Source organism: Micromonospora coerulea, from assembly GCF_016598485.1.
GTDB lineage: Bacteria > Actinomycetota > Actinomycetes > Mycobacteriales > Micromonosporaceae > Micromonospora > Micromonospora coerulea.
This window is the reverse complement of record NZ_JAEMUW010000008.1, coordinates 44,047-65,202: the sequence shown is the minus strand read 5'-3', so window position 1 is coordinate 65,202 and position 21,156 is coordinate 44,047. Positions and strand designations below refer to the sequence as shown.

Annotated in this window: 20 protein-coding genes; 7 read left to right on the top strand and 13 right to left on the bottom strand. The window is 71.9% G+C overall.

The window, feature by feature from the left end; genetic code table 11:
* Nucleotides 1-54: 54 nt before the first annotated feature.
* Nucleotides 55-834 (bottom strand): phosphodiesterase, encoded by a 780-nt coding sequence (locus I8N68_RS12895; RefSeq protein WP_200210168.1) that lies wholly within the window; start codon nt 832-834, stop codon nt 55-57.
* A gap of 230 nt (nt 835-1,064) precedes the next feature.
* Here I8N68_RS12895 and I8N68_RS12890 point away from each other — a divergent pair, with 230 nt between their 5' ends.
* Nucleotides 1,065-2,441 carry a sensor domain-containing diguanylate cyclase gene (locus I8N68_RS12890; RefSeq protein ID WP_234039566.1) on the top strand — a complete coding sequence of 459 codons (1,377 nt, stop codon included), beginning with the start codon at nt 1,065-1,067 and terminating at the stop codon, nt 2,439-2,441.
* 199 nt (nt 2,442-2,640) lie between these two features.
* Here the strand turns inward: I8N68_RS12890 and I8N68_RS12885 are convergent, their stop codons facing one another.
* Both I8N68_RS12885 and I8N68_RS12880 read right to left on the bottom strand, forming a co-directional pair.
* Nucleotides 2,641-3,702, bottom strand: coding sequence for an aspartate-semialdehyde dehydrogenase (locus I8N68_RS12885; protein WP_200210166.1), 1,062 nt, complete (start codon nt 3,700-3,702; stop codon nt 2,641-2,643).
* Nucleotides 3,703-3,706: 4 nt separating this feature from the next.
* The gene (locus I8N68_RS12880; protein ID WP_200210165.1) at nt 3,707-4,972 is read right to left on the bottom strand and encodes an aspartate kinase; all 1,266 of its coding nucleotides are present in this window, start codon (nt 4,970-4,972) and stop codon (nt 3,707-3,709) included.
* A gap of 248 nt (nt 4,973-5,220) precedes the next feature.
* Between I8N68_RS12880 and I8N68_RS12875 the strand changes: the two genes are divergently transcribed.
* Together I8N68_RS12875 and I8N68_RS12870 are read left to right on the top strand one after the other, a co-directional pair.
* A complete protein-coding gene (locus tag I8N68_RS12875) occupies nt 5,221-6,003 on the top strand; it encodes a hypothetical protein (protein ID WP_307812809.1) in 783 nt (260 codons plus the stop codon).
* An 84-nt stretch (nt 6,004-6,087) separates the two neighbouring features.
* Nucleotides 6,088-6,618, top strand: a complete 531-nt coding sequence (locus I8N68_RS12870; RefSeq protein WP_200210164.1) for a nitroreductase family protein — start codon at nt 6,088-6,090, stop codon at nt 6,616-6,618.
* Between the two features lie 232 nt (nt 6,619-6,850).
* Here the strand turns inward: I8N68_RS12870 and I8N68_RS12865 are convergent, their stop codons facing one another.
* Nucleotides 6,851-7,342, bottom strand: coding sequence for a WXG100-like domain-containing protein (locus tag I8N68_RS12865; protein WP_200210163.1), 492 nt, complete (start codon nt 7,340-7,342; stop codon nt 6,851-6,853).
* Nucleotides 7,343-7,730: 388 nt separating this feature from the next.
* On the opposite strand from I8N68_RS12865, the gene leuA reads away from it, so the two are divergent.
* Entirely contained in the window at nt 7,731-9,482 is a 1,752-nt protein-coding gene (gene leuA, locus I8N68_RS12860) for a 2-isopropylmalate synthase (RefSeq protein WP_200210162.1), read from the top strand.
* A 52-nt stretch (nt 9,483-9,534) separates the two neighbouring features.
* On the opposite strand, the gene I8N68_RS12855 is transcribed toward leuA, so the two are convergent.
* The gene (locus I8N68_RS12855) at nt 9,535-10,176 is read right to left on the bottom strand and encodes a hypothetical protein (RefSeq protein ID WP_200210161.1); all 642 of its coding nucleotides are present in this window, start codon (nt 10,174-10,176) and stop codon (nt 9,535-9,537) included.
* Between the two features lie 79 nt (nt 10,177-10,255).
* Nucleotides 10,256-10,561, bottom strand: a complete 306-nt coding sequence (locus tag I8N68_RS34210) for a YbaB/EbfC family nucleoid-associated protein (protein ID WP_372433713.1) — start codon at nt 10,559-10,561, stop codon at nt 10,256-10,258.
* Nucleotides 10,562-10,674: 113 nt separating this feature from the next.
* Between I8N68_RS34210 and I8N68_RS34205 the strand changes: the two genes are divergently transcribed.
* Nucleotides 10,675-10,860, top strand: a complete 186-nt coding sequence (locus I8N68_RS34205; protein WP_200210159.1) for a hypothetical protein — start codon at nt 10,675-10,677, stop codon at nt 10,858-10,860.
* A 562-nt stretch (nt 10,861-11,422) separates the two neighbouring features.
* On the opposite strand, the gene I8N68_RS12840 is transcribed toward I8N68_RS34205, so the two are convergent.
* Nucleotides 11,423-12,922, bottom strand: coding sequence for an MFS transporter (locus tag I8N68_RS12840; RefSeq protein WP_200210158.1), 1,500 nt, complete (start codon nt 12,920-12,922; stop codon nt 11,423-11,425).
* Between the two features lie 109 nt (nt 12,923-13,031).
* Between I8N68_RS12840 and I8N68_RS12835 the strand changes: the two genes are divergently transcribed.
* Both I8N68_RS12835 and I8N68_RS12830 read left to right on the top strand, forming a co-directional pair.
* Complete coding sequence (locus tag I8N68_RS12835; protein WP_307812807.1) at nt 13,032-13,688, top strand: HNH endonuclease family protein; 657 nt, start codon at nt 13,032-13,034, stop codon at nt 13,686-13,688.
* Nucleotides 13,670-14,164 (top strand): hypothetical protein, encoded by a 495-nt coding sequence (locus tag I8N68_RS12830; RefSeq protein WP_200210157.1) that lies wholly within the window; start codon nt 13,670-13,672, stop codon nt 14,162-14,164. Before I8N68_RS12835 ends, I8N68_RS12830 begins: the two co-directional genes overlap by 19 nt.
* Before the next feature lie 54 nt (nt 14,165-14,218).
* On the opposite strand, the gene I8N68_RS12825 is transcribed toward I8N68_RS12830, so the two are convergent.
* From I8N68_RS12825 to recR, 6 genes are all read right to left on the bottom strand, one after another.
* A complete protein-coding gene (locus I8N68_RS12825; RefSeq protein ID WP_200210156.1) occupies nt 14,219-15,352 on the bottom strand; it encodes an ABC transporter ATP-binding protein in 1,134 nt (377 codons plus the stop codon).
* Entirely contained in the window at nt 15,313-16,299 is a 987-nt protein-coding gene (locus I8N68_RS12820; protein ID WP_200210155.1) for an ABC transporter ATP-binding protein, read from the bottom strand. Before I8N68_RS12820 ends, I8N68_RS12825 begins: the two co-directional genes overlap by 40 nt.
* A 112-nt stretch (nt 16,300-16,411) precedes the next feature.
* A complete protein-coding gene (locus I8N68_RS12815; protein ID WP_234039591.1) occupies nt 16,412-17,368 on the bottom strand; it encodes an ABC transporter permease in 957 nt (318 codons plus the stop codon).
* 80 nt (nt 17,369-17,448) lie between these two features.
* Nucleotides 17,449-18,456: an ABC transporter permease gene (locus I8N68_RS12810; RefSeq protein ID WP_200210153.1), complete on the bottom strand. Its 1,008-nt coding sequence runs from the start codon at nt 18,454-18,456 to the stop codon at nt 17,449-17,451.
* Between the two features lie 103 nt (nt 18,457-18,559).
* On the bottom strand, nt 18,560-20,230 hold the full coding sequence (locus tag I8N68_RS12805; protein WP_200210152.1) for an ABC transporter substrate-binding protein: 1,671 nt from the start codon (nt 20,228-20,230) through the stop codon (nt 18,560-18,562).
* Nucleotides 20,231-20,560: 330 nt separating this feature from the next.
* Complete coding sequence (gene recR, locus I8N68_RS12800) at nt 20,561-21,154, bottom strand: recombination mediator RecR (RefSeq protein WP_200210151.1); 594 nt, start codon at nt 21,152-21,154, stop codon at nt 20,561-20,563.
* Nucleotides 21,155-21,156 lie beyond the last annotated feature (2 nt).

Sequence of the window (21,156 nt, the reverse complement as noted above, 5' to 3'; positions counted from 1 at the left end):
CGGACGGCGGGCAGGTTCGACCCGTGGGCGACGTACCAGACCTGCTCCACCGCCTCAGAACCAACAGGTCTGCCCGGCGGCGTGGCTGACCTGGACGGTGTGGGTCACGCAGCCGCCGTCGGCGAGTCGGTGCAGCAGGAACGCGGTGGGCTCGGCGACCAGGCCGATCTCCTCGTCCTCGCGCATGGTCAGCGACGCCTGCACCCAGGTGCTCGGCGCGGTGGTCAGCACCGTGCCGGCGAAGGCGGTGGTGATCGCGCGGTGCAGGTGACCGGCGGCGACGCGGACGACGTGGGGATGCCGGCCGATCACCTCGGCGAGCGCGTCGCCGTCGGCGAGCCGGATGGCGTCCGCGGCCGGGACACCGACCGCGACCGGCGGGTGGTGCAGGCACACCACCGCCGGCACCTCCGGCCGGCCCGCCAGCACGCCGTCGAGCCAGGCGAGTTGATCCTCGCCCAGCCGTCCCCCGCTGCCGCCGGGGGTGAGCGAGTCCAGCACCACGACGGTCGCCTCGGGGTGGTCGACGTGGTAGTACGCCGAGAAGCCGCCGCCCAGGTAGGGCGTGCCGCCGAAGGTGTCGAGCAGTGACTCCCGGTCGTCGTGGTTGCCGGTGGCGAGGTGCACCGGCAGCGGGAACCGGCCGATGATCTCGCGCAGCGCCACGTACTCGTCGGTGCGGCCGTGGTTGACCAGATCCCCGGTGATCACCACGCAGTCCGGGCGGGGCCGCAGGGCCAGCACCCGGCCGAGCGCACGGTGCAGGCCCGCCGCCTGCTCGGCGGCGAGCGGGCCGGTGGTCACGTGCGGGTCGCTGAGCTGGGCGATGAGCATCGACGCCTCCTCGGGACCGGGGCCCTCACGGTATCGCCGACGGACCCCGCCGCGCGGCCCGCAACCCACAGGCCGTGTCCACAGCCTGTGGATAGCACATGTGTACGAAGGCCGCCGGGTCCCCCGCTGAGTACGCTTGATCTCGCCCCCCGGCGCCGATCCGGGCCCTTCCGACCAGGAACGACGTGGATCACGAGCGAGTAATCCGAGACGTCACGGTCCGCCTCCCGATGGCGTCGACCGCCCTGGAGGCGTGCCAGTGGACGGTCACCACGCTCGCCCGGTACGCCCCGGCCACCATCTCGATCCTGCTCCAGGTCCACGACCGGCTCCGCTGCGTCGCGGCGACCGGCGCCTGGCAGGTCTTCTCCACGGTGCCGCCGAAAGCCGGCATCGTGGGCCGGGTGTACGCCTCCGGCGAGCCGGCCACCGTCACCGACATCACCACCGACCCCGACTACCTGCCGGTACGCCCCGACGTGACCGCCGAGCTCTGCGTACCGGTGCTGGACCCGGCGGGCCGGCCGATCGGCGTGCTCGACCTGCAGTGGAGTGACCCGGTCGAGCTGGGACCATGGCGGGCGACCGCGGAGCGGCTGGCCGCCCGGCTCGGCACCCGGATCACCGCGCTCGGCGGGCCGCCGGCGGAGAGCCGCAGCGAGAAGCTGCTCCGGCACGCCGCCGCGATGACCTCCGCACCCACCGACTGGGACCTGATGACCGCCGCGATCACCGCGGCCCGGGACGTCTCGACCCTCTCCGCCGCCGTGCTGATCCTCGCCGGCCGCCGGGGGCCCCGCCTCGGCGCGCCCACCAGCGCCCCGGGGGAGCTGGAGGCGCGGATCCGGGCCGAGCTGACCGAGGCCGGCTCCGGCTCGCTCGGCCGGCTGCTCGCCCGGGCCCACCGGGACGGCTCGGCGTACACCCTGGGCGAGGCGGGACACCCGCCGACGGACGACTACCTGCCCCTCGCCCGGGCCGGGGCGCGCACCCTGGTGGCGGTGCCCGTCGGGCCGCCCGACGGCGGCGGCGTGCTGCTGGTCGCCGACGAGCGGCTGCTGCGGCCCGACCCGACCACGGTGAACCTGATGGAGCTGCTGGCCGGCCAGGCGTGGACCTGCCTGGACCGGCTGCGTACCCTCGCCCGGCTGCGCGAGCAGGCCAGTTCCGACCCGCTCACCGGGCTGCGGCACACCGGGCCGTTCGGGCAGCGGATCGCGGCCGCCACGCCGGGGCGTACCGCCCTGCTGGCGATCGACGTGGACGGCTTCAAGAACGTCAACGACACGTACGGCCACCAGGCCGGCGACCGGCTCCTGGTCGGGCTGGCCCGGGCGCTGGAGGGGGCGCTGCGGCACGGCGACGAGCTGTACCGGATCGGCGGCGACGAGTTCGTCGCGGTGATCGAGGTGAACCGCCCCGAGGAGGCGGTCCGGATCGCCGAGCGGCTCACCGAGGCGGCACGCCGTACCGGCCGGACGATCAGCGTCGGCATCGCCCTGCCCCACCCCGGCGAGTCTCCCGAGCTGACCCTGCGCCGCGCCGACCAGGCCCTCTACGCCGTCAAGCGCCACGGCCGCGACGGCGTCCGCCTAGCCGCCGCCTAACCCACTCCCCGCTCCCCGCTCCCCGCTCCCCGCTCCCCGCTCCCCGCTCCCCGCTCCCCGCTCCCCGCTCCCCGCTCCCCGGCGATCATGCACTTTAGGCCCGCGTCTTGCGCCTTTCGCGCCATTCGCCCGGGCACAAACTGCAAGATCGCGGGGAGGGGAGAGGGAGGGGAGGGGGAGGGGGAGGGGGAGGAGGGGGTTAGGGGCGGGTGAGTTCCTTGGCGAGGAGTTCGGCGATCTGGGCGGTGTTGAGGGCGGCGCCCTTGCGGAGGTTGTCGCCGGTGACGAAGAGGTCGAGGGCTCTCGGGTCGTCGACGGCGCGGCGGATGCGGCCGACCCAGGAGGGGTCGGTGCCCACCGCGTCGATCGGCATCGGGAACTCGCCTGCGGCGGGGTCGTCGACCAGGATCACGCCCGGGGCGTTGCGCAACGCCTCGCGGGCGCCCTCGGCGTTCACCTCGGTGGCGAAGACCGCGTGCACCGCTACCGAGTGGCCGGTCACCACCGGCACCCGGACGCAGGTGGCGGAGACCTTCAGGTCGGGCAGCCCGAGGATCTTGCGCGACTCGTTGCGCATCTTCATCTCCTCGGACGACCAGCCGCCGTCGGCGAGCGAGCCGGCCCACGGCACCACGTTCAGCGCCAGCGGGGCGGGGAACGGCCCCAGCTCGTCGCCGACCGCCTGCCGGACGTCGCCCGGCCGGGAGCCGAGCACCCGGTCCCCGGCGATCTTGCCGAGCTGGGCGTGCAGCGTGTCCACGCCGGCCTGCCCCGCCCCGGAAACCGCCTGGTACGAGGCGAGCACCAGCTCGCGCAGGCCGTACTCGCGGTGCAGCGGCGCGATCGCCACGATCATCGTCAGGGTGGTGCAGTTGGCGTTGGCGATGATCCCCTTGGGCCGGTTGCGTACCTGCTCGGGGTTGATCTCCGGAACGACCAGCGGCACGTCCCGGTCCATCCGGAAGGCGCCGGAGTTGTCCACCGCCACCGCACCCCGGCTGACCGCGACCGGCGCCCACTCGGCCGAGACCTCGTCGGGCACGTCGAACATGGCCACGTCGACGCCGTCGAACGCCTCGGGCGTGAGGGCCTGGACGGTCAGCTGCTCGCCACGGCAGGGCACCTGCCGGCCCACCGAGCGCTCGGAGGCGAGCAGCCGGATCTCTCCCCAGACGTTGCGCCGGGAGGAGAGCAGCTGGCACATGACCGTGCCGACGGCACCGGTCGCCCCGACCACGGCGAGGGTGGGCAGCGAGGTCATCGGGTTACCGCCCGGTGCCGGCGTAGACCACGGCCTCGGCGTCGCCGCCCAGCTCGAACTGGTCGTGGATGGCCCGGACCGCCTTGTCGAGGTCGGTGTCCCGGCAGACCACGGAGACCCGGATCTCGGAGGTGGAGATCATCTCGATGTTCACCCCGGCCGCGCCGAGGGCGGCGAAGAAGCCGGCCGCGACGCCCGGGTGCGAGCGCATCCCGGCGCCGATCAGCGAGACCTTGCCGACGTGGTCGTCGTAGAGCAGGCCCTTGAACTTGACCGACTCCTGGATCTTGCTGAGCGCGGCCATCGCGGTCGGGCCGTCGGTCTTGGGCAGGGTGAAGGAGATGTCCGTGCGGCCGGTGCCCTCGGTGGAGACGTTCTGCACGATCATGTCGATGTTGATCTCGGCACCCGCGACGGTGTCGAAGATCTTCGCCGCGGCGCCCGGCTCGTCGGGCACCCCGACAATGGTGATCTTCGCTTCGCTGCGGTCGTGGGCGACCCCGGTAATCAGTGCCTGTTCCACAGGAAGGTCCTCCATCGATCCGGTGACCAGCGTGCCGGTGTTGGTCGAGTATGACGAACGGACGTGGATCGGCAACCCCGCGCGCCGGGCGTACTCCACGCTGCGCAGGTGCAGCACCTTGGCGCCGCAGGCGGCCAGCTCCAGCATCTCCTCGTAGGTGATGTGCTTGATGTGCCGGGCGTTCGGCACGATCCGCGGGTCGGCGCTGAAGATGCCGTCCACGTCGGTGTAGATCTCGCAGACGTCCGCGTCGAGCGCGGCGGCGAGCGCCACGGCGGTGGTGTCCGACCCACCCCGGCCCAGCGTGGTGACGTCCTTGGTGTCCTGCGAGACGCCCTGGAAGCCGGCCACGATGACCACCGCGCCCTCGTCGAGCGCGCCCTTGAGCCGGCCCGGGGTGACGTCGATGATCCGGGCCCTGCCGTGCACCGAGGTGGTGATCACGCCGGCCTGCGAGCCGGTGAACGAGCGGGCCTCGTACCCCAGGTTGTGGATGGCCATGGCGAGCAGCGCCATGGAGATCCGCTCCCCGGCGGTGAGCAGCATGTCGAGCTCGCGGCCGGGCGGCAGCGGGCTGACCTGGTTGGCCAGGTCGAGCAGCTCGTCGGTGGTGTCCCCCATCGCGGAGACCACCACCACGACGTCGTCGCCGGCCTTGCGGGCGGCCACGATGCGCTCGGCCACCCGCTTGATCCGCTCGGCATTGGCGACGGAGGACCCGCCGTACTTCTGCACCACGAGTGCCACGACGGTGCACTCCCTCCCAGCGACCCTGAGCGTGCCGACGCCGCCGGGATCCGGTCCGGCGGCGCGTGTCAGACCTCATCAGGGTATCCGGCGGCGCCCGCGGCCGGGTCGGGTGATCCCACCATCCGGCCCGGCGTCGGGCGGTCCACCAGGCCCGACCCGCCGGCGGCGGCGGCCGGCGCGACACGCCGGGACGGAAGCCGTACGGCCGGCTCCCGGGACCTGTCCCCACCCCGCAGAATGTCCCGGTGCACGCTCATCTCCGCGCGACCCGGCGACTGACCGGCGTCCTGGCGCTCACCCTGCCGGCGCTGCTGGCCGCCTGCGCCACCGACCCGCCGGCGCCGGCCCCGCTCGCCACCGCCGACCCGGTGCCGGCCGGGGTGGACGCCGCGCGCGACGAGCTGGCCGCGCTGGCGGCGGCCGCCCAGGACCGGCACCTAACCGCGCGGTACGCCTTCGGCACGCCGGACGTCCCGGCGCGGACGGTGGTGGTGACCAGCGCGAACGACGGCACCTGGCGGGTCGACGTGCCGGCCTGGGGACTGGGCGGCACGGTGGACGTCTCGCTCGCCGCGACCACGGACGGGCTCTTCCAGTGCGCCCTGCCGTCGCCGGGACGACCGGAGCCGGCCAGCTGCGTACGCCTCGGCGACCCCGACGACGCCGTCCCGCGGCGGCTCGATCCCCGGGTGCAGCACCCGTTCACCGACTGGCTGGAGGTGCTCACCGATCGGCGGGCCCCGCTGGCCGTCTCCCCGGCCACGACCCCGGCCGGCACCACCGGCCGGTGCTACTCGGTCGAGTCGACCTCCGCCTCGCTCAACGCACCGCTGGACGTCGGCATCTACTGCTACCGGCCGGACGGCACCCCGACCGCGGTCCGGGCCGACTTCGGCACCCTCACGCTCGCCGGCGAGCCCGCACCGGCGCCGGGCACCGTGCAGCTCGCCGGCCCGGTGGTGGACGGCGACCCGGTCGGCCGGGCCGCGCCCGCGCCGTCGGACGGCCCGAGCGCGGGAACGTCCTGACCCTGCGTGACGTTACGGGTGCTTTTCGCCACATCTCCGGCACCCACGCCAGGGGGCGAATCACCCATAGGGGACTCTTTCCTCATGGCCGACCTCACCCCGCTGCTCGCCTTCCGCTGGAGCCCCCGGTCCTTCGATCCGAACGCCGAGCTGGCCGCCGACGAGGCGTCCTCGCTGCTGGAGGCCGCCCGCTGGGCCCCGTCGGCCGGGAACGCGCAGCCGTGGCGGTTCGCGCTCGGGCACCGTCAGGACGAGAGCTGGAAGCGGATCCTGGTCAGCCTGCCGGCCGACGACCAGCGCTGGGCCCGGCACGCGTCCGCCCTCGTCGTCGGCGCGCACACCGGCGGTGACCCCGAGCCGGCCGCGTACGACCTGGGCCAGGCGATCGCCCACCTGACCGTGCAGGCCACCGCGCTCGGTCTGCACGTGCGCCAGCTCACCCGCTTCGACCGGGCCGGTCTCGCCGTCGAGCTGGACCTGCCACCGGAGGTCCGGCCGCTGGTGGTGGCCGCCGTCGGGCGACTCGGCGACCCGTCCGCCCTGCCCGAGGAGCTGCGCCGCCGGGAGACCGGACTCCGTCACCGCCGCCCGCTCGCCACCCTCCTCCTCCGCTGACGCAGCTCTGGCAGTTGATGCCGAAGGCGGGGTCCTTGCCGAAGTTCGGGTTCACCCCGTGCGACAGCTCGGGGAACTCCTTGGCGAAGTCTGCCGGTGAGGCGTTGCCGTAGTGCCGGGTCCGGGCCATCACGTCCTGCGCGGCCTTGGTGCCCGGCTTCGCCCCCTTCCGGGCGAGCTTGCCCTCCACCCGCTTGAGCAGCTGCTTGGCCTGGGCGAAGAGCCGCTTCAGCTACCCCTCGACCTTGTGCACCGCCTGTTTGATCAGCTGCCGGCAGGCGACCCGGGCGGCCGCGACCAGGCCCGGGACGGCGGCGGCCGCCGCGCCGAAGGTGGCCGCCGCCGCGGCCAGCGCCTCCGCCACCGGGATCGCCAGCATGATCAGCTGGACCATGAAGGCGATCTTCAACGCCAGCGTCACCGCCGCGAAGATGATCAGCGCACAGCCGATGATCTCGGCGGCGGTGATGTCTTCCAGGAGCCGGCGGCGCGGCCCGTCGTCCCGTTCCCACCAGCGGCGGAACGCGTCGACCGTCTCACCGAAGTTGTACGTCCCGACAGCGTCCGCGGCACCCTCGGCGCCCTGCGCCACCGTCCGCATCGTGCCGGCGAACGCGAGCCACTGCTGGCCGGCGGCGAAGAGCAGCTCCTCGTCGGCCTCCGGCCAGGTCAGCCCGACCCAGCTGAGCGGCTCGGTCAACCAGTCCGGCAGTTCCAGGCCCATCTCAGCGGGTCGCCCCCGCCCGCAGCCGGACGGTCGTGGGGTGGACCGGCACGCCGTACCTCCCAGATGATCCATTTCGGGACGGGCAGAGCCTCGCGGCCCGGAAACGGTCGCGGGGGGCACGAGGTACTGGGATTCGCGTCTCACCTGTCGGACCGACCTACCACGGGCCGCCGTGATCACGTAGGGTCACCCTGTCATGTGGCGCGCGTACCTTCTTCTTGGCTGCCGCGACGAGGCCTGACGGCCGGCACCTCGTCGCGGAGTCGCACCGCGCCGTCCAGCACATCCGAACTTCACCTCGGCACCGCCCGGGCACCGTGGCCCGGCAGCACCCGCCGACACCTTCCGATTGCTGACGCCACATGTTCCCAGGGAGCACTCCGCCATGGCCCAACCCGCCACTGACGCCGAGACTGATCCGATCGCCCGGCAGCGCCCCAGCCGGATGCCGTTCCGCCGCTACCTGCCGTACCACCAGCAGTTCCGGATCGACCTGCCGGACCGCGCCTGGCCGGCCCGCCGGGTCGAGACCGCCCCGCGCTGGTGCGCGGTCGACCTCCGCGACGGCAACCAGGCGCTGATCGACCCGATGTCGCCGGAGCGCAAGCGCCGGATGTTCCAGCTGCTGGTGCAGATGGGCTACAAGGAGATCGAGGTCGGCTTCCCCTCGGCCAGCCAGACCGACTTCGACTTCGTCCGGCAGCTGATCGAGCAGGACCTGATCCCGGAGGACGTCACCATCCAGGTGCTCACCCAGTGCCGGGAGCACCTGATCGAGCGGACCTTCGAGTCGCTGCGCGGCGCCCGCCGGGCCATCGTGCACTTCTACAACTCCACCTCCACGCTGCAGCGGCGGGTGGTCTTCGGCCTGGACCGGGACGGCATCACCGACATCGCCACCGCCGGCGCCCGGCTCTGCCAGAAGTACGCGGAGATCCACACCCCGGACACCGACATCCACTACGAGTACTCCCCCGAGTCCTACACCGGCACCGAGCTGGAGTACGCGCTGGAGGTCTGCGCCAAGGTCATCGAGGTGATCGACCCGACCCCGGACCGGAAGCTGATCATCAACCTGCCGGCCACGGTCGAGATGGCCATGCCGAACGTGTACGCCGACTCGATCGAGTGGATGCACCGGCACCTGCCCCGGCGGGACAGCCTGGTGCTGAGCCTGCACCCGCACAACGACCGGGGCACCGGGGTGGCCGCCGCCGAGCTGGGCCTGCTGGCCGGCGCGGACCGGATCGAGGGCTGCCTGTTCGGCAACGGCGAGCGGACCGGCAACGTCGACCTGGTGACCCTGGGCCTGAACCTGTTCTCGCAGGCCATCGACCCGATGATCGACTTCTCGAACATCGACGAGGTGAAGCGGGCCGTCGAGTACTGCAACCAACTGCCGGTGCACGAGCGCCACCCGTACGCGGGCGACCTGGTCTACACCGCCTTCTCCGGTTCCCACCAGGACGCGATCAAGAAGGGCCTCGAGGCCCTGACGACGGACGCGGCGGTGGCCGGGGTGCCGGTCGACGAGTTCACCTGGGCGGTGCCGTACCTGCCGATCGACCCGAAGGACCTGGGCCGCACCTACGAGGCGGTCATCCGGGTCAACTCGCAGTCCGGCAAGGGCGGCGTCGCGTACATCATGAAGACCGAGCACCAGCTCGACCTGCCGCGCCGCCTCCAGATCGAGTTCTCCGGCGTGGTCCAGCAGCTCACCGACCACGACGGTGGCGAGGTCGACCCGGGCACCATGTGGGAGATCTTCGCCCGCAACTATCTGGTCGACCACCAGGTCGACCCGGTGGTCAGCCTGACCGGCTACGCCATCGGCACCGCCGACGGCAAGGTCGAGATCGAGGCCGAGGTCGCTTTCGGTGGCGGCCACCGCTCGCTCGCCGCGGTCGGCAACGGCCCGATCGACGCGTACGTCAACGCGTTGCAGTCCCTCGGCGTGGCGGTCCGGGTGCTCGACTACCACGAGCACGCGCTCTCCTCCGGCGGGGACGCCCAGGCCGCCGCGTACCTGGAGTGCGAGGTGGACGGCCGCACCGTCTGGGGCGTCGGAACGGACGCCAACATCGTGACCGCCTCGGTGAAGGCGGTCACCAGCGCGGTCAACCGCGCCCGGAGCTGAGCCCTCGGGCGGCGTCCGGCACCCGCCGGACGCCGCCCGCAGGTCCGGCCGGTCAGGCGTCGCTGCGGGGCACACCCTGCCGGGTCAACCGGTTCACCACGGCCCGCTCCTGCTCGGGCCCGCCGATCGGTGCCCGGACCACCACCGGCGACCCCACGTCCCGCACGAGCCGGTCCAGGTAGGACCGGAGCAGCGGGTCCGCGGGACGCAGCGCCACCGCCGCCGGGTCGGTCACCTCGACCACGATCACCGACTGGCCGTACGGGTCCCGCCCGTACCGCCACCCGGTGACGTCGGCCCAGCCCACTGCCGCGTCGTACGCCGGATTGGCCGGCGTGCCGGTGCGCCGCTCGGCGAGGCCCGGCACCCGGTACCGGGCCCGGATGCCGTCGGCCGACAGCTCGGCCATCGGCAGCCCGACGCTGTCGTCGCGGCCGGTGCGTCGGCGCTGCTCCAGCGGTGCCCCGGGCAGCAGGACGAAGAACGTCACGAACAGGAAGGTGCAGGCGGCGCCCCCGATCGCGGCGATCGGCGACCGGGACCAGAGCAGCACCACCACCAGCACCGCCAGCAGCGCCGCCATGCCGAGCCCGGCCGGCACCAGCCAGCCGAAGATCGCGTGGCCGGGCCGGCGCGGCGCGCGAACCACCAGCGTCTCGCCGACGGCACCCGGGTCGGGGGTCAGCCCGATCATCCGGCCAGATCCCGGCGGAGGGCGGACGGGTTCTGCTCGATGTCGGCGGCCCGCTGGGAGAACTGCGCCATGGTCGCCTTCAGTTCGGGGCCGACGCCGAAGTCCCGCAGCAGCTGCTCGGGTCGACCGGCGGGCGGGCGGTCGCCTCCTGGACCGCCTCGGTCCAGTTCGCGGTCGCGGCGCGGATGGCGGCGAGGATCTCCTCCCGCAGGGTGTGGCTGTTCAGCCGCATCGCGCGCGGGTTGATTTCCAGGTCGCGTACCTGGCCACCGGCACCGACCCGGGCGGTGACGAGGCCGTCCGCGCCGGTCCCCTCGCCCTCCGCCTCGGCGAGCAGGGTGCGGTGCTGCTCGAACGCGTCCAGCCGCTGCCGCACCTGCCGCATGGCCTGCTGGATCTGGGCCTCGAAACCGTTCATCGACGCTGCTGCCCCTTCCTCGGTCAGGCGGAATGCCAGGCGATCTTGACCTGCCGCAGGTCCGATGTGCCGTCGCAACGATGTCGCGGTACTCGACCACGCTGGCGTCCACCCAGCCGGCGGTCGCACCGGTGGCGTATTCGTCGAACTTCTTGATGACCGACCCCTCCAGGGTGGCCGCCACCGCACCCAGCTCCCGCGCCGCCTCGATGACGGAGAATCCGTTCGCGACCATGGCCGCCGCGGTGATCGGGGCGGGCAGGTAGTCCGGGGCCATCGCCGCGGTGGCGACCCCGAGGCCGACGAACATGGTCTGGCTGGCGACCGTCAGCGCCTCGGCGGCGCCGTCGCCCAGCCCGTCGATCCCGCCGAGCGGGTCGGTGAAGAGGCGGGGGAAGCCGGCGTCACTGAGACCGCCGAGGTAGCCGTCCGGATCGGCGGCGGCGGGCGCCAGCAGCAGCTCGACATTCGCCTGCTCGGCGGCGTGGTAGTTGGCCACGGTCTGGCGCAGCCCTCCGGCGACCGCCCGGACGACTTCCGCCGCGGTCTCCAGGTTGCGCAGCTGGTAGTCGGCGACGGAGTTGTAATAGCCCTCGGCGAACGACAACAGGGCACCCAGACCGGGCGGGTCCAACCGGTACGAGTCGGCGATCCGCCGCGCCGCCTCCGTCAGGTCCGGCGCGACGAACTCCTCCAGGCCGCGGGCGGCGTTGGTCAACTGGCCCGGATTGATCTCGATCTGGGTCAACGGTCCACCCGGTCGGTCGTCGGGCCGCCCGGCTACGCCCGGTGGCCGCCGCCACACCCTACCGAGCCGACGCCCGCCCGTCAGGCCCCGCGAGGGCGGCGCTCGGCGGGCGGGACCGAGGCGGGCAGCGGCGGGCCGGGCTGGGCACGGGGCGCCTCCCGGGCCGGCGGGTGGATCAGCAGCACGGCCATCGCGGCGCCGGCCAGCAGCAGCCCCACGCACCACAGCATCGCGCCGCGGAAGGCGTCGGTCAGCGTGGCCTGTTGCTCGTATCCCCTGCCGGAGAGGCCGACCAGCAACGGCAGCGCGGCGACGGCCAGCAGGCTCCCGACCCGGGAGGCCGCGTTGTTGAAGCCGCTCGCCACCCCGGCGAACCGGTCGGCGACCGCGGCCAGCACCGATGCGGTCAGCGGCGCGACGACCAGGGTCAAGCCCGCTCCGAAGAGGACCACCCCGGGCAGCACGTCGGTCCAGTACGACGCGCCCGCCCCGACCCGCCTCAGCAGCAGCAGGCCGGCGGCGGCGACCACCGGGCCGACGGTGAGCGGCAGCCGCGGGCCGATCCGGGCCGACAGCGCGCCCGCCCGGGCCGAGCCCACCAGGAGCAGGAGCGTCAGCGGCATGGTGGCCAGGCCGGTGAGCAGCGCGGACCAGCCGACCACGTTCTGCAGGTAGACGGCGAGGAAGAAGCTGAAACCGCCGAGCGCCGCGTACACCAGCACCGTGAAGACGTTGAGCACCGAGAAGAGCCGGCTGGCGAAGAGTGCGGTGGGCAGCATCGCGGTGTCCCCGCGGCGCCGTTCCACCAGCACGAAGACCACCGCGGCGACGACTCCGGCCAGCGCCGACGCCAGCACCGGCAGGGCGCCGGCACCGCGGGCCGGGGCGTCGATCAGGGCGTAGGTGAGACCGCCGAGGCCGAGGGCGCCGAGCAGCGTCCCGGCCAGGTCGAATCGGCGCTGCCCCGCCCCGGTCCGGGACACGCTCTCGTCCCGGCTCTCCGGCACCCAGCGCATCGCGGCGACCAGCACCGCCACCGCCAGCGGCAGATTGATGAAGAAGATCCACCGCCAGGAGAACGCGTCGATCAGCCAGCCGCCCAGGAGCGGGCCGAGGGCGGTGGAGACGCCGGAGAGGCCGGACCAGGTGCCGATCGCCTTCCCCCGGTCGTCGGGATGGAAGCTGGCCTGGAGCACGGAGAGGGAACCGGGGGTGAGCAGCGCACCGCCGGCGCCCTGCAGGAACCGGGCCGCGATCAGCGCGCCGGTGCCCTGGGCCAGGCCGCACAGGACGGAGGCCACGGCGAACCACACCACCCCAAGCAGGAAGATCCGGCGACGGCCGAACCGGTCGCCGAGCGCCCCGCCGAGCAGCACGAACGCGGCCAGCATCAGCAGGTAGCCGTTGACCGTCCACTGCAGACCCGCGACGGTCGCGCCGAGTTCGGCCCCGAGGCGGGGCAGCGCCACGTTGACCACCGTGCTGTCCAGGAACACCATGCCCGAGGCGAGAATGGCGGCGAGCAGGGTGCCCCGCCCGGCCGCGGTGCCGGTCCGGAGCGCGGGTGCGGGTGCGGTCATGGCCACCAATCTGCCGGTGATGCCACTGCGGACGCCACAAATCTCGGAAACCGGCCCGGGGGTACTGTGCGGGATCGCCGGGAGCCCGCAAGCTGGAGAGGTGTCGTCTGTGCGTACCAGATCAGGAGCTCGCGTCGCGGTGGCCGCCGCGCTCGCCGCGGCGATCGCCCTCGGCGCGGCCGGCTGCGAGCTGACCGTTGAGCCGGACACCCCGCCGAGCAGCGCCGGCAACGTCAGCGAGCAACTGGCCGAGCTGACCGTCGCGAGCGCCGGGTCGATGAAGGGCTACAGCCGCTCCCGGTTCCCCCACTGGCGGGACACCGGGAAGAACTGCGACGTCCGGGACAGCGTGCTGCAGCGCGACGGCGAACACATCAAGTTGTCGGGCTGCAACGTGGTGGGCGGCCGCTGGGAGAGCGTCTACGACGGCCGGGTCTTCACCGACCCCGCCGACGTGGACATCGACCACGTGGTGCCGCTGGCCAACGCCTGGCGTTCCGGCGCGGACGAGTGGGACGACTCCAAGCGCGGCGACTTCGCCAACGACCTGACCCGCCCGCAGCTCATCGCGGTTTCCCTGACCTCCAACCGGGCAAAGGGTGACCAGGACCCCGCCCAGTGGAAGCCGGCGAACCGCTCGTACTGGTGCCAGTACGCCGCCGACTGGGTGACGGTCAAGCACTACTGGCGGCTGACGGTGACCAGTGCCGAGAAGGCCGCTCTCACCGACATGTTGGAGGGCTGCACATGGGCGAGCAAGCCGTGACCGGAGCCGGGGCGACGCCCGCCCCGGAGCAGATGCCGGACGCCGGGCGCAAGGACGCCGCGGCGGCCACCGGCGGTGGCACCGGACCGACCACGGCCGGGATGACCGTGGACGGCGCCCCGGCGGCACCCGCGGACGTGTCCGGGGCGGGCATGTCCGCCGACGCCAACCCGGCCGCGCCCGCCGCGCCGGCCAGCCCGGCCGGGGGCGCCACGGCCGGCGGCGGGGCGCAGCAGCGGACCGCGGACATCACGGCCGGGCCGGGCGGGGTGATGACCGACGAGGCGGGCGTGGTGACGGGCGAGCTGACCCTGCGTACCGAGTACGCCGACGGCCAGGTCACCCTGCGGGTGCAGTACAAAGACGCCGACGAGTGGTACGCGGTGACCGGCGCGAAGGTGGCGCTGGCCGACCCGTCCGGGCTGGACGCGGTGCACGGCATCGCGGTCGCCCTGCTCAACCGCCCAAAGGGCTGACCCGGGACCGACGAGGCCCCTTCCCCGATGCGGGGAAGGGGCCTCGTGCCGTCGTCACGGGGTCGGGATCAGCTCACCGGTGTCACCCGGCGCCCCACCGTCGTCCGGGCGGACCAGTTCCGGCTCCACCTCGTGCGGGCGGATCCGGCCGGCCGCGATCTCTTCGGCGTAGTGGCAGGCCACCCGGTGCCCGCCGAGCACGTCGCGCAGCGCCGGCCGCTCGTCGGCGCAGCGGGTCGGCTGGGCCCATGGGCACCGCGTGTGGAAGCGACATCCGGCCGGTGGGTTGGTCGGCGAGGGGAGGTCGCCGGCGAGCAGGATCCGCTCACGGCGGTCCTCCACCAGCGGGTCCGGCACCGGGACCGCCGACATCAACGCTCTCGTGTACGGGTGCATCGGCTCCCGGTAGAGGTCGTCGCTGGACGCCTCCTCCACCAGGCCACCCAGGTACATCACGCCGACCGTGTCGGCGATGTGCCGGACCACCGCCAGGTCGTGCGCGATGATCAGGTACGTCAGCCCGCGCTCGTTCTGCAGGTCCTCCAGCAGGTTGAGCACCTGCGCCTGGATCGACACGTCGAGCGCCGAGACGGGCTCGTCGGCCACGATGAGCTCCGGGTTGAGCACCAGCGCACGGGCGATGCCGATCCGCTGCCGCTGGCCGCCGGAGAACTCGTGCGGGTACTTGCGCAGCGCCGAGGCGGGCAGGCCGACCGCCTCCAGGGTCTCCCGGAGCCGCTTGCCGGTGGCCGCCTTGTCGTCGGCCAGGCCGTGCGCCTTGAGCCCTTCGATTAGCAGGGACTCCACCGACTGCCGGGGGTCCAGGCTGGACAGCGGATCCTGGAAGATCATCTGCATCCGGCGACGGGCCCGGCGCAGCGACTCGCCCTTGAGCGAGCGGACGTCGATGCCGTCGAAGACGATCTCCCCGTCGGTCGGCTCGACCAGCCGCAGCAGGCCGCGTCCCAGCGTGGACTTGCCGCAACCGGACTCGCCGACCAGCCCGTAGGTCTCACCCGCGTTGATCGACAACGAGACGCCGTCGACCGCGTAGACGTACCCCACAGTGCGGTCGACGAGCAGACCGCTCTTGATCGGGAAGTGGACCTTGACGTCGCGCAGTTCGACCAATGGTTCCGTACGTTCAGTCACGGCACCGTCACCTCCACCGGAACGGGGTTGTTGCATCGCAGGTCGCCGCCTGTCGCGGTCGGCTCCAGCGGGGGTGCGCCCTCCAGACAGGCGTCCACCACGTAGTTGCAGCGGGGCGCGAAGGCGCACCCCTCGGTCCACGGGATGTTGTCGGCCACCGAGCCCCGGATGGCGTGCAGCCGCTCACCGCGCACCGAGTCCAGCCTCGGCACGGAGTTCAACAGACCGTGCGTGTACGGATGCCTGGGCCGGGCGAACAGCTCGTGCCGGGCCGCCCGCTCCACCACCTTGCCGCCGTAGAGCACGTTGACGGTGTCGCAGAGGCCGGCCACCACACCGAGGTCGTGCGTGATCATGATGAGCGCGGTGCCGGTCTCGTCGACGAGTTGCTTGAGCAGGGTGAGGATCTGTGCCTGGATGGTCACGTCCAACGCGGTGGTCGGCTCGTCGGCGATCAGCAGCCGTGGCTTGCAGGCCAGTGCGATGGCGATCAGCGCGCGCTGTCGCATCCCGCCGGAGATCTGGTGCGGGTACTCCTTGAGCCGGCGTTCCGGGTCCGGGATGCCGACCGCGTCAAGCAGCTGCCGGGCCTCCCGCAGGGCCTTCCTCCGGTCCATCCCCTGGTGCCGTTCGAGCACCTCGGCGACCTGCACTCCGATCGGGATCACCGGGTTCAGCGAGGAGAGCGGGTCCTGGAAGATCATGCCGATGTCCCGGCCGCGCCGGTCCCGCATGTCGTCCGGACGCAGCTCGAGCAGGTTGGCGCCCTCGAAGAGCACCTCACCGGTGACCTTGTTGCCCCGCTGTGGCAGCAGACCCATGATCGCCAGGCTGGTCACGCTCTTACCGCAGCCGGACTCGCCGACCAGGCCGACGGTCTGCCCCGGCTCCACGCTGAAGCTCACCTTGTCGACCGCGGTGAACGGCCGCTCACCGCGGCGCTGGAACACCACACTCAGATCGCGTACGTCGAGCAGGCTCATTGGTTCACTTCCTCATCATGCTGGTCCTTCGCTCGCGACTGCGGGCCCCGCAAGCTCACTCCGCGCGCTCCCCGCCGGCGTCCGCCGGCCGTGCTGGTCCGTCGCATCGCCGTCACCGTCGGTTCTTCGGGTCGATCGCCTCGCGCATCGCCTCACCGAGCAGGGTGAAGCCGAGCGCCACCACGATGATCGCGAGCGCCGGGTAGTAGGCAAGTTCGGGACGGACCTCGAAATAGCGCTGACCGTCCACACCGAGCATCAGACCCCACTCGGCGCGGTTGATGTCCGGGTCGCCGAGCCCGAGGAAAGAGAGCGAGGCGGCCTCCAGGATGGCGGTGGACAGGGTCAACGTGGCCTGCACGATCACCGCGGTCATCGCGTTGGGCAGCATGTGCCGGAGCACGATGTTGCGTTGCTTCACGCCCAGCGCCCGGGCGGCCAGCACGTGGTCGCTCTCCCGCTGGGCCAGCATCGAACCACGCAGCAGCCGGGCGAAGATCGGCACGTTGACGATGGCCACCGCGAAGATGACCGTCCACTGGCTGGACCGGCTGGCCATGGCCACCAGGCTGATCGCTAGCAGCAGGGCGGGCAGGGCCAGCATCACGTCGGTGAAGCGCATCATGATGTTGTCGACCCAGCCGCCGAAGGCGCCGGAGATCGCCCCGATGAGCACGCCGAGGCTCAGCCCGATCAGGGTGGCGACCACGCCGACGAAGAGGGTCTGCCGGGCCCCGTAGATCATGCGGGAGAAGAAGTCCCGCCCGAGTGGGTCGGATCCGAGCGGGAACTCGCTGCTGGCACCGGGAATGTTGTCGACGGTCAGGTTCTTCGTGAGCTCGTCGAAGCGCTGCGCCGGGTCGTGTGGCGCGAGCAGCGGCGCGAAGATCGCCATCAGGACGAAGAGCGCGACGATCGACGCGCCGACGATGGCAACGGGGTTGCGTCGCAGCCGACGGATCGCGTCTCGGACGAGGCTCACGCCGCCCTTGTCGGCGCTCGCGCGGGCCAGTTCCTCCAGTCGCGCCTTCTTGCGCTCGCCGAGCAGTCCGATGCCGCGCTCGCTCATGCCCGGACGGCGCTCGTCGGTGCCGGGCTGGTCCGCGCCGTCGCGGGGGGCGGCCACGCCGGGCCGGGTGATCGGGTCACTCATCGCACACGCACCCTCGGGTCGATGAAGGCGTAGGAGAGGTCGACCAGGAGGTTGACCACCACGAAGACCAGCGCGGCCAGCAGGATCAGCGCCTGGAGCACCGGGTAGTCGCGACCGCCGCTGATCGAGTCGGTGATCAGCGTGCCCAGACCGCCCCAGTTGTAGACCTTCTCGGTGAGCACCGCGCCGGAGAGCAGCGCGCCGGTCTGCAGGCCGATGATGGTGACCACCGGCAGCAGGGCGTTGCGCAGGATGTGCCGGCCCCGGATGACGCGGTGCCGCAGGCCCTTGGCCTCGGCGGTCCGCACGTAGTCCTCGTTGAGCACGTCCAGCACGCTGGCCCGGGTGATCCGGACGATCACCGCCAGCGGGATGGTGGCCAGGGTGAGCGCCGGCAGGATGAGATGCCACAGCGCGTCGGCGGTGGCGTCGAACTCACGGGTGAGCAGGCCGTCGAGGACGAAGAAGCCGGTCACCTCGGTGTTGTCCACGCCGGTGCTGAGCCGCCCGGAGGGCGGGAACCAGTGGATGTTCTGGGTGAAGACGTCCTTGAGCAGGTAGCCCAGGAAGAAGATGGGGATCGAGATGCCGAGCAGCGTGCCGGCGATGCTCAGGTTGTCCAGCAGCCGGCCGTGGTGCCGGGCGGCGAGGTAGCCGAGCGGCACGCCGAGCCCGATCGCGATGATCATGGCGACCAGGGCCAGCTCGATGGTGGCCGGGAAGGCGCGACCGATCACCTCGGCGACGGGGTCGCCGGTCCGGATCGAGTTGCCGAAGTCGCCGGTCAGGACCCGCTGCATGAACTTGGCGTACTGCACCAGGATCGGCTGGTCGTAGCCGAGCGCCTTGACCAGCAGGGCGCGGCGCTCAGGGGTGGCGCGCTCGCCGAGCAGCGCCTCGATCGGGCCGCCGGGCAGGTTCCGCAACCAGACGAAGATGAGCGCCGACAGGGCTATCAGGGTCACCGCCAGCTGCAGCAGCCGGCGGACGATGACTCGCAACATCTCTCACACACCAGATTCTCGATAACAGCGGTTCGGCCCGGGCCGGGGCGTGTGCCCGGCCCGGGCCGATTCCGCGTACGGCGTCAGCGGATCAGTGTCGTGTTCAGCCGACGCTGACCGTGTTGAACCGCTCGTCGGTCAGCGGGCTGGCGACCAGACCCTTGACGTCCTTGGTCACCACGATGGCCGGCGGGGCGTGCCAGATCGGCACGGCCGGCAGCCACTTGGCGGCAATGTCGCGGTTGACCTGCTCCCAGGCGGCCTTCTTGCCGGCCTCGTCGACGGTGCCGTCGGCCTTGGTGATGGCGTCGAACATCTCGGTCATCGCCTGGTCGCCGAACTCGACCTTGCCGCGACCGAAGAAGGTGCCGACGAAGTTGCCCGGGTCGTTGTAGTCACCGGTCCAGCCGAGGATGTGCAGGTCCTGCTTGCCGAACTGCTGCACGTCGTCCTTGTAGCCACCGTTCCACGGGCGGGCCACACCGTTGACCTTGATGCCCACGGCCTGCAGGTCGTTGGCGAGGACGGTGAAGATCTCCTGCGGGTTCGGCATGTACGGCCGGGAGACGTCGGTCGGGTAGTAGAAGTTGAGCGTCAGGTTCTGCACGCCCGCGTCCTTGAGCAGCTGCTTGGCCTTCTCCGGGTTGTACTCGTACTTCTGCACGTCGGAGGCGTAGCCGAGCACGGTGTCCGGCATGAACTCATCGGCGACCTTGGTGCCACCCGGGCCCTTGGTCTGGACGAGCTGCTGACGGTTGAGGGCGTAGGCGATCGCCTGCCGCACCCGCAGGTCCTTCAGCTTCGGGTTCTTCTGGTTGAAGCCCAGGTAGAGGATGTTGAACGCCGGGCGGTCAAGAACCTGGAAGCCCTCACCGGAGAGCGCCTTGCGGTCGGCCGGGGCCGGGAAGTCGATGCCCTGGACGGTGCCGGCGCGCAGCTCCTGCTTGCGGGTGTTCTCATCCTTGATGACCTTGATGACGAGCTTGTCGACCTTGGCCTTGTCGCCCCAGTAGTCGGGGTTCCGGTTCAGGGTGATCTCACCCTTGGCCTTGTCCCACCCGCCGAAGGAGAACGGGCCGGTGCCGACCGGGTGCTCGTTGGCGAACGCGCTGTACTCGAAGGAGTCGCCGTTCTGCTTCACCGCGTCGGCGTCGTACTTCTTCAGCGCCTCGGGGCTGGCGATCGACAGCGCGGTCAGCGCGAAGGCACCGGGGAAGGCGCCCTTGTACTGGTTCATCGTGACGACGGCGGTGCCGTCGTCCTTGGCCTCGCACTTGTTGTAGACCGGCTTGCCGACGCCCTCGGCCTCGTTCTTGGCGAAGCCGCCGAAGACGTCCGAGTAGTAGATCATCTGGGACTGGGCGGCGGCGCCCTTCATGTTGAACCAGCGGTCGAAGTTGAAGCAGACCGCGGCCGCGTTGAAGGGGGTGCCGTCGTGGAACTTCACGCCCTTGCGGAGCTTGAAGGTCCAGACCTTGCCCTCGGCGTCGTGCTCCCAGCTCTCCGCCAGGGCGCCCTGCAGATCGGCCGTGCCCGGCTTGTTCTGGATGAGGGTGTCGTACATCTGGCGGATCGGCCGGAACGACTCACCGTCGTCGTTGAAGATCGGGTCGAAGTTCTTCGGGTCACCGGCCCCCGCGAAGACGAAGGTGCCACCAGTCTTGGCGCCACCGCCCGCATCGTCGCGCTCGCTCTTGGCGCAGCCGGACGCCCCGACCGCCAGAGCGGCAGCGGCCGCGAGGGCCACGGCCGCTTTAAGCCTGCCTGCCTGCATCTCTCACCTCTGTCATGCGCATGACCACGCCGAGTTGTGGCTCAGTCCGTGAGCGGGAGGCTATGACACGACACACAGAAGCGGAACGCCCGTGAGCCAATCGCTATCAAGCCGACACCAAGTAGCCGGGTCTGACAGCGCCGGATCTCCAGACAAACGGGACTGTCACAGCAGGAGGCCGATCGTGGGATCGGACGGATCGCTACAAACCGCCCAGCTGGCGGACCCGCTGCCCGGCACGTGGCGCTCGGCACTCATCCCACATACCGGGTACGCGGACGAAGCTGGCCGGCACCCTCAGGAGGGTGCCGGCCAGGGCCTACGCGTCGGTCAGACCGCCCGGCGGCCCTCGAACGCCCGGCCCAGGGTGATCTCGTCGGCGTACTCCAGGTCGCCACCGACCGGCAGCCCGCTGGCCAGCCGGGTCACCGAGATTCCCATCGGCTTGACCATCAACGCCAGGTACGTCGCGGTCGCCTCGCCCTCGGTGTTCGGGTCGGTGGCAAGGATCAGCTCCCGCACCGTGCCGCCGCTCAGCCGGGTCATCAGCTCACGGATCCGCAGGTTGTCCGGGCCGATCCCCTCCAGCGGATTGATCGCGCCGCCGAGCACGTGGTAGCGCCCGCGGAACTCACCGGTCCGCTCGATCGCCACCACGTCCTTCGGCTCCTCGACCACGCAGAGCACCTCGTCGGTGCGCCGCGAGTCGCGGCAGATCCGGCACTGCTCCGACTCGGCCACGTTGAAGCAGGTGGTGCAGAACCGCACCAGCTCCTTGACCTTGCGCAGCGCGCCGGCCAGCCGGTTCACGTCGGCCGGATCCGCCGACAGGACGTGGAAGGCGATCCGCTGGGCGCTCTTCGGGCCCACGCCCGGCAGCCGCCCCAACTCGTCGATCAGGTCCTGGATGGCACCCTCGTACATCT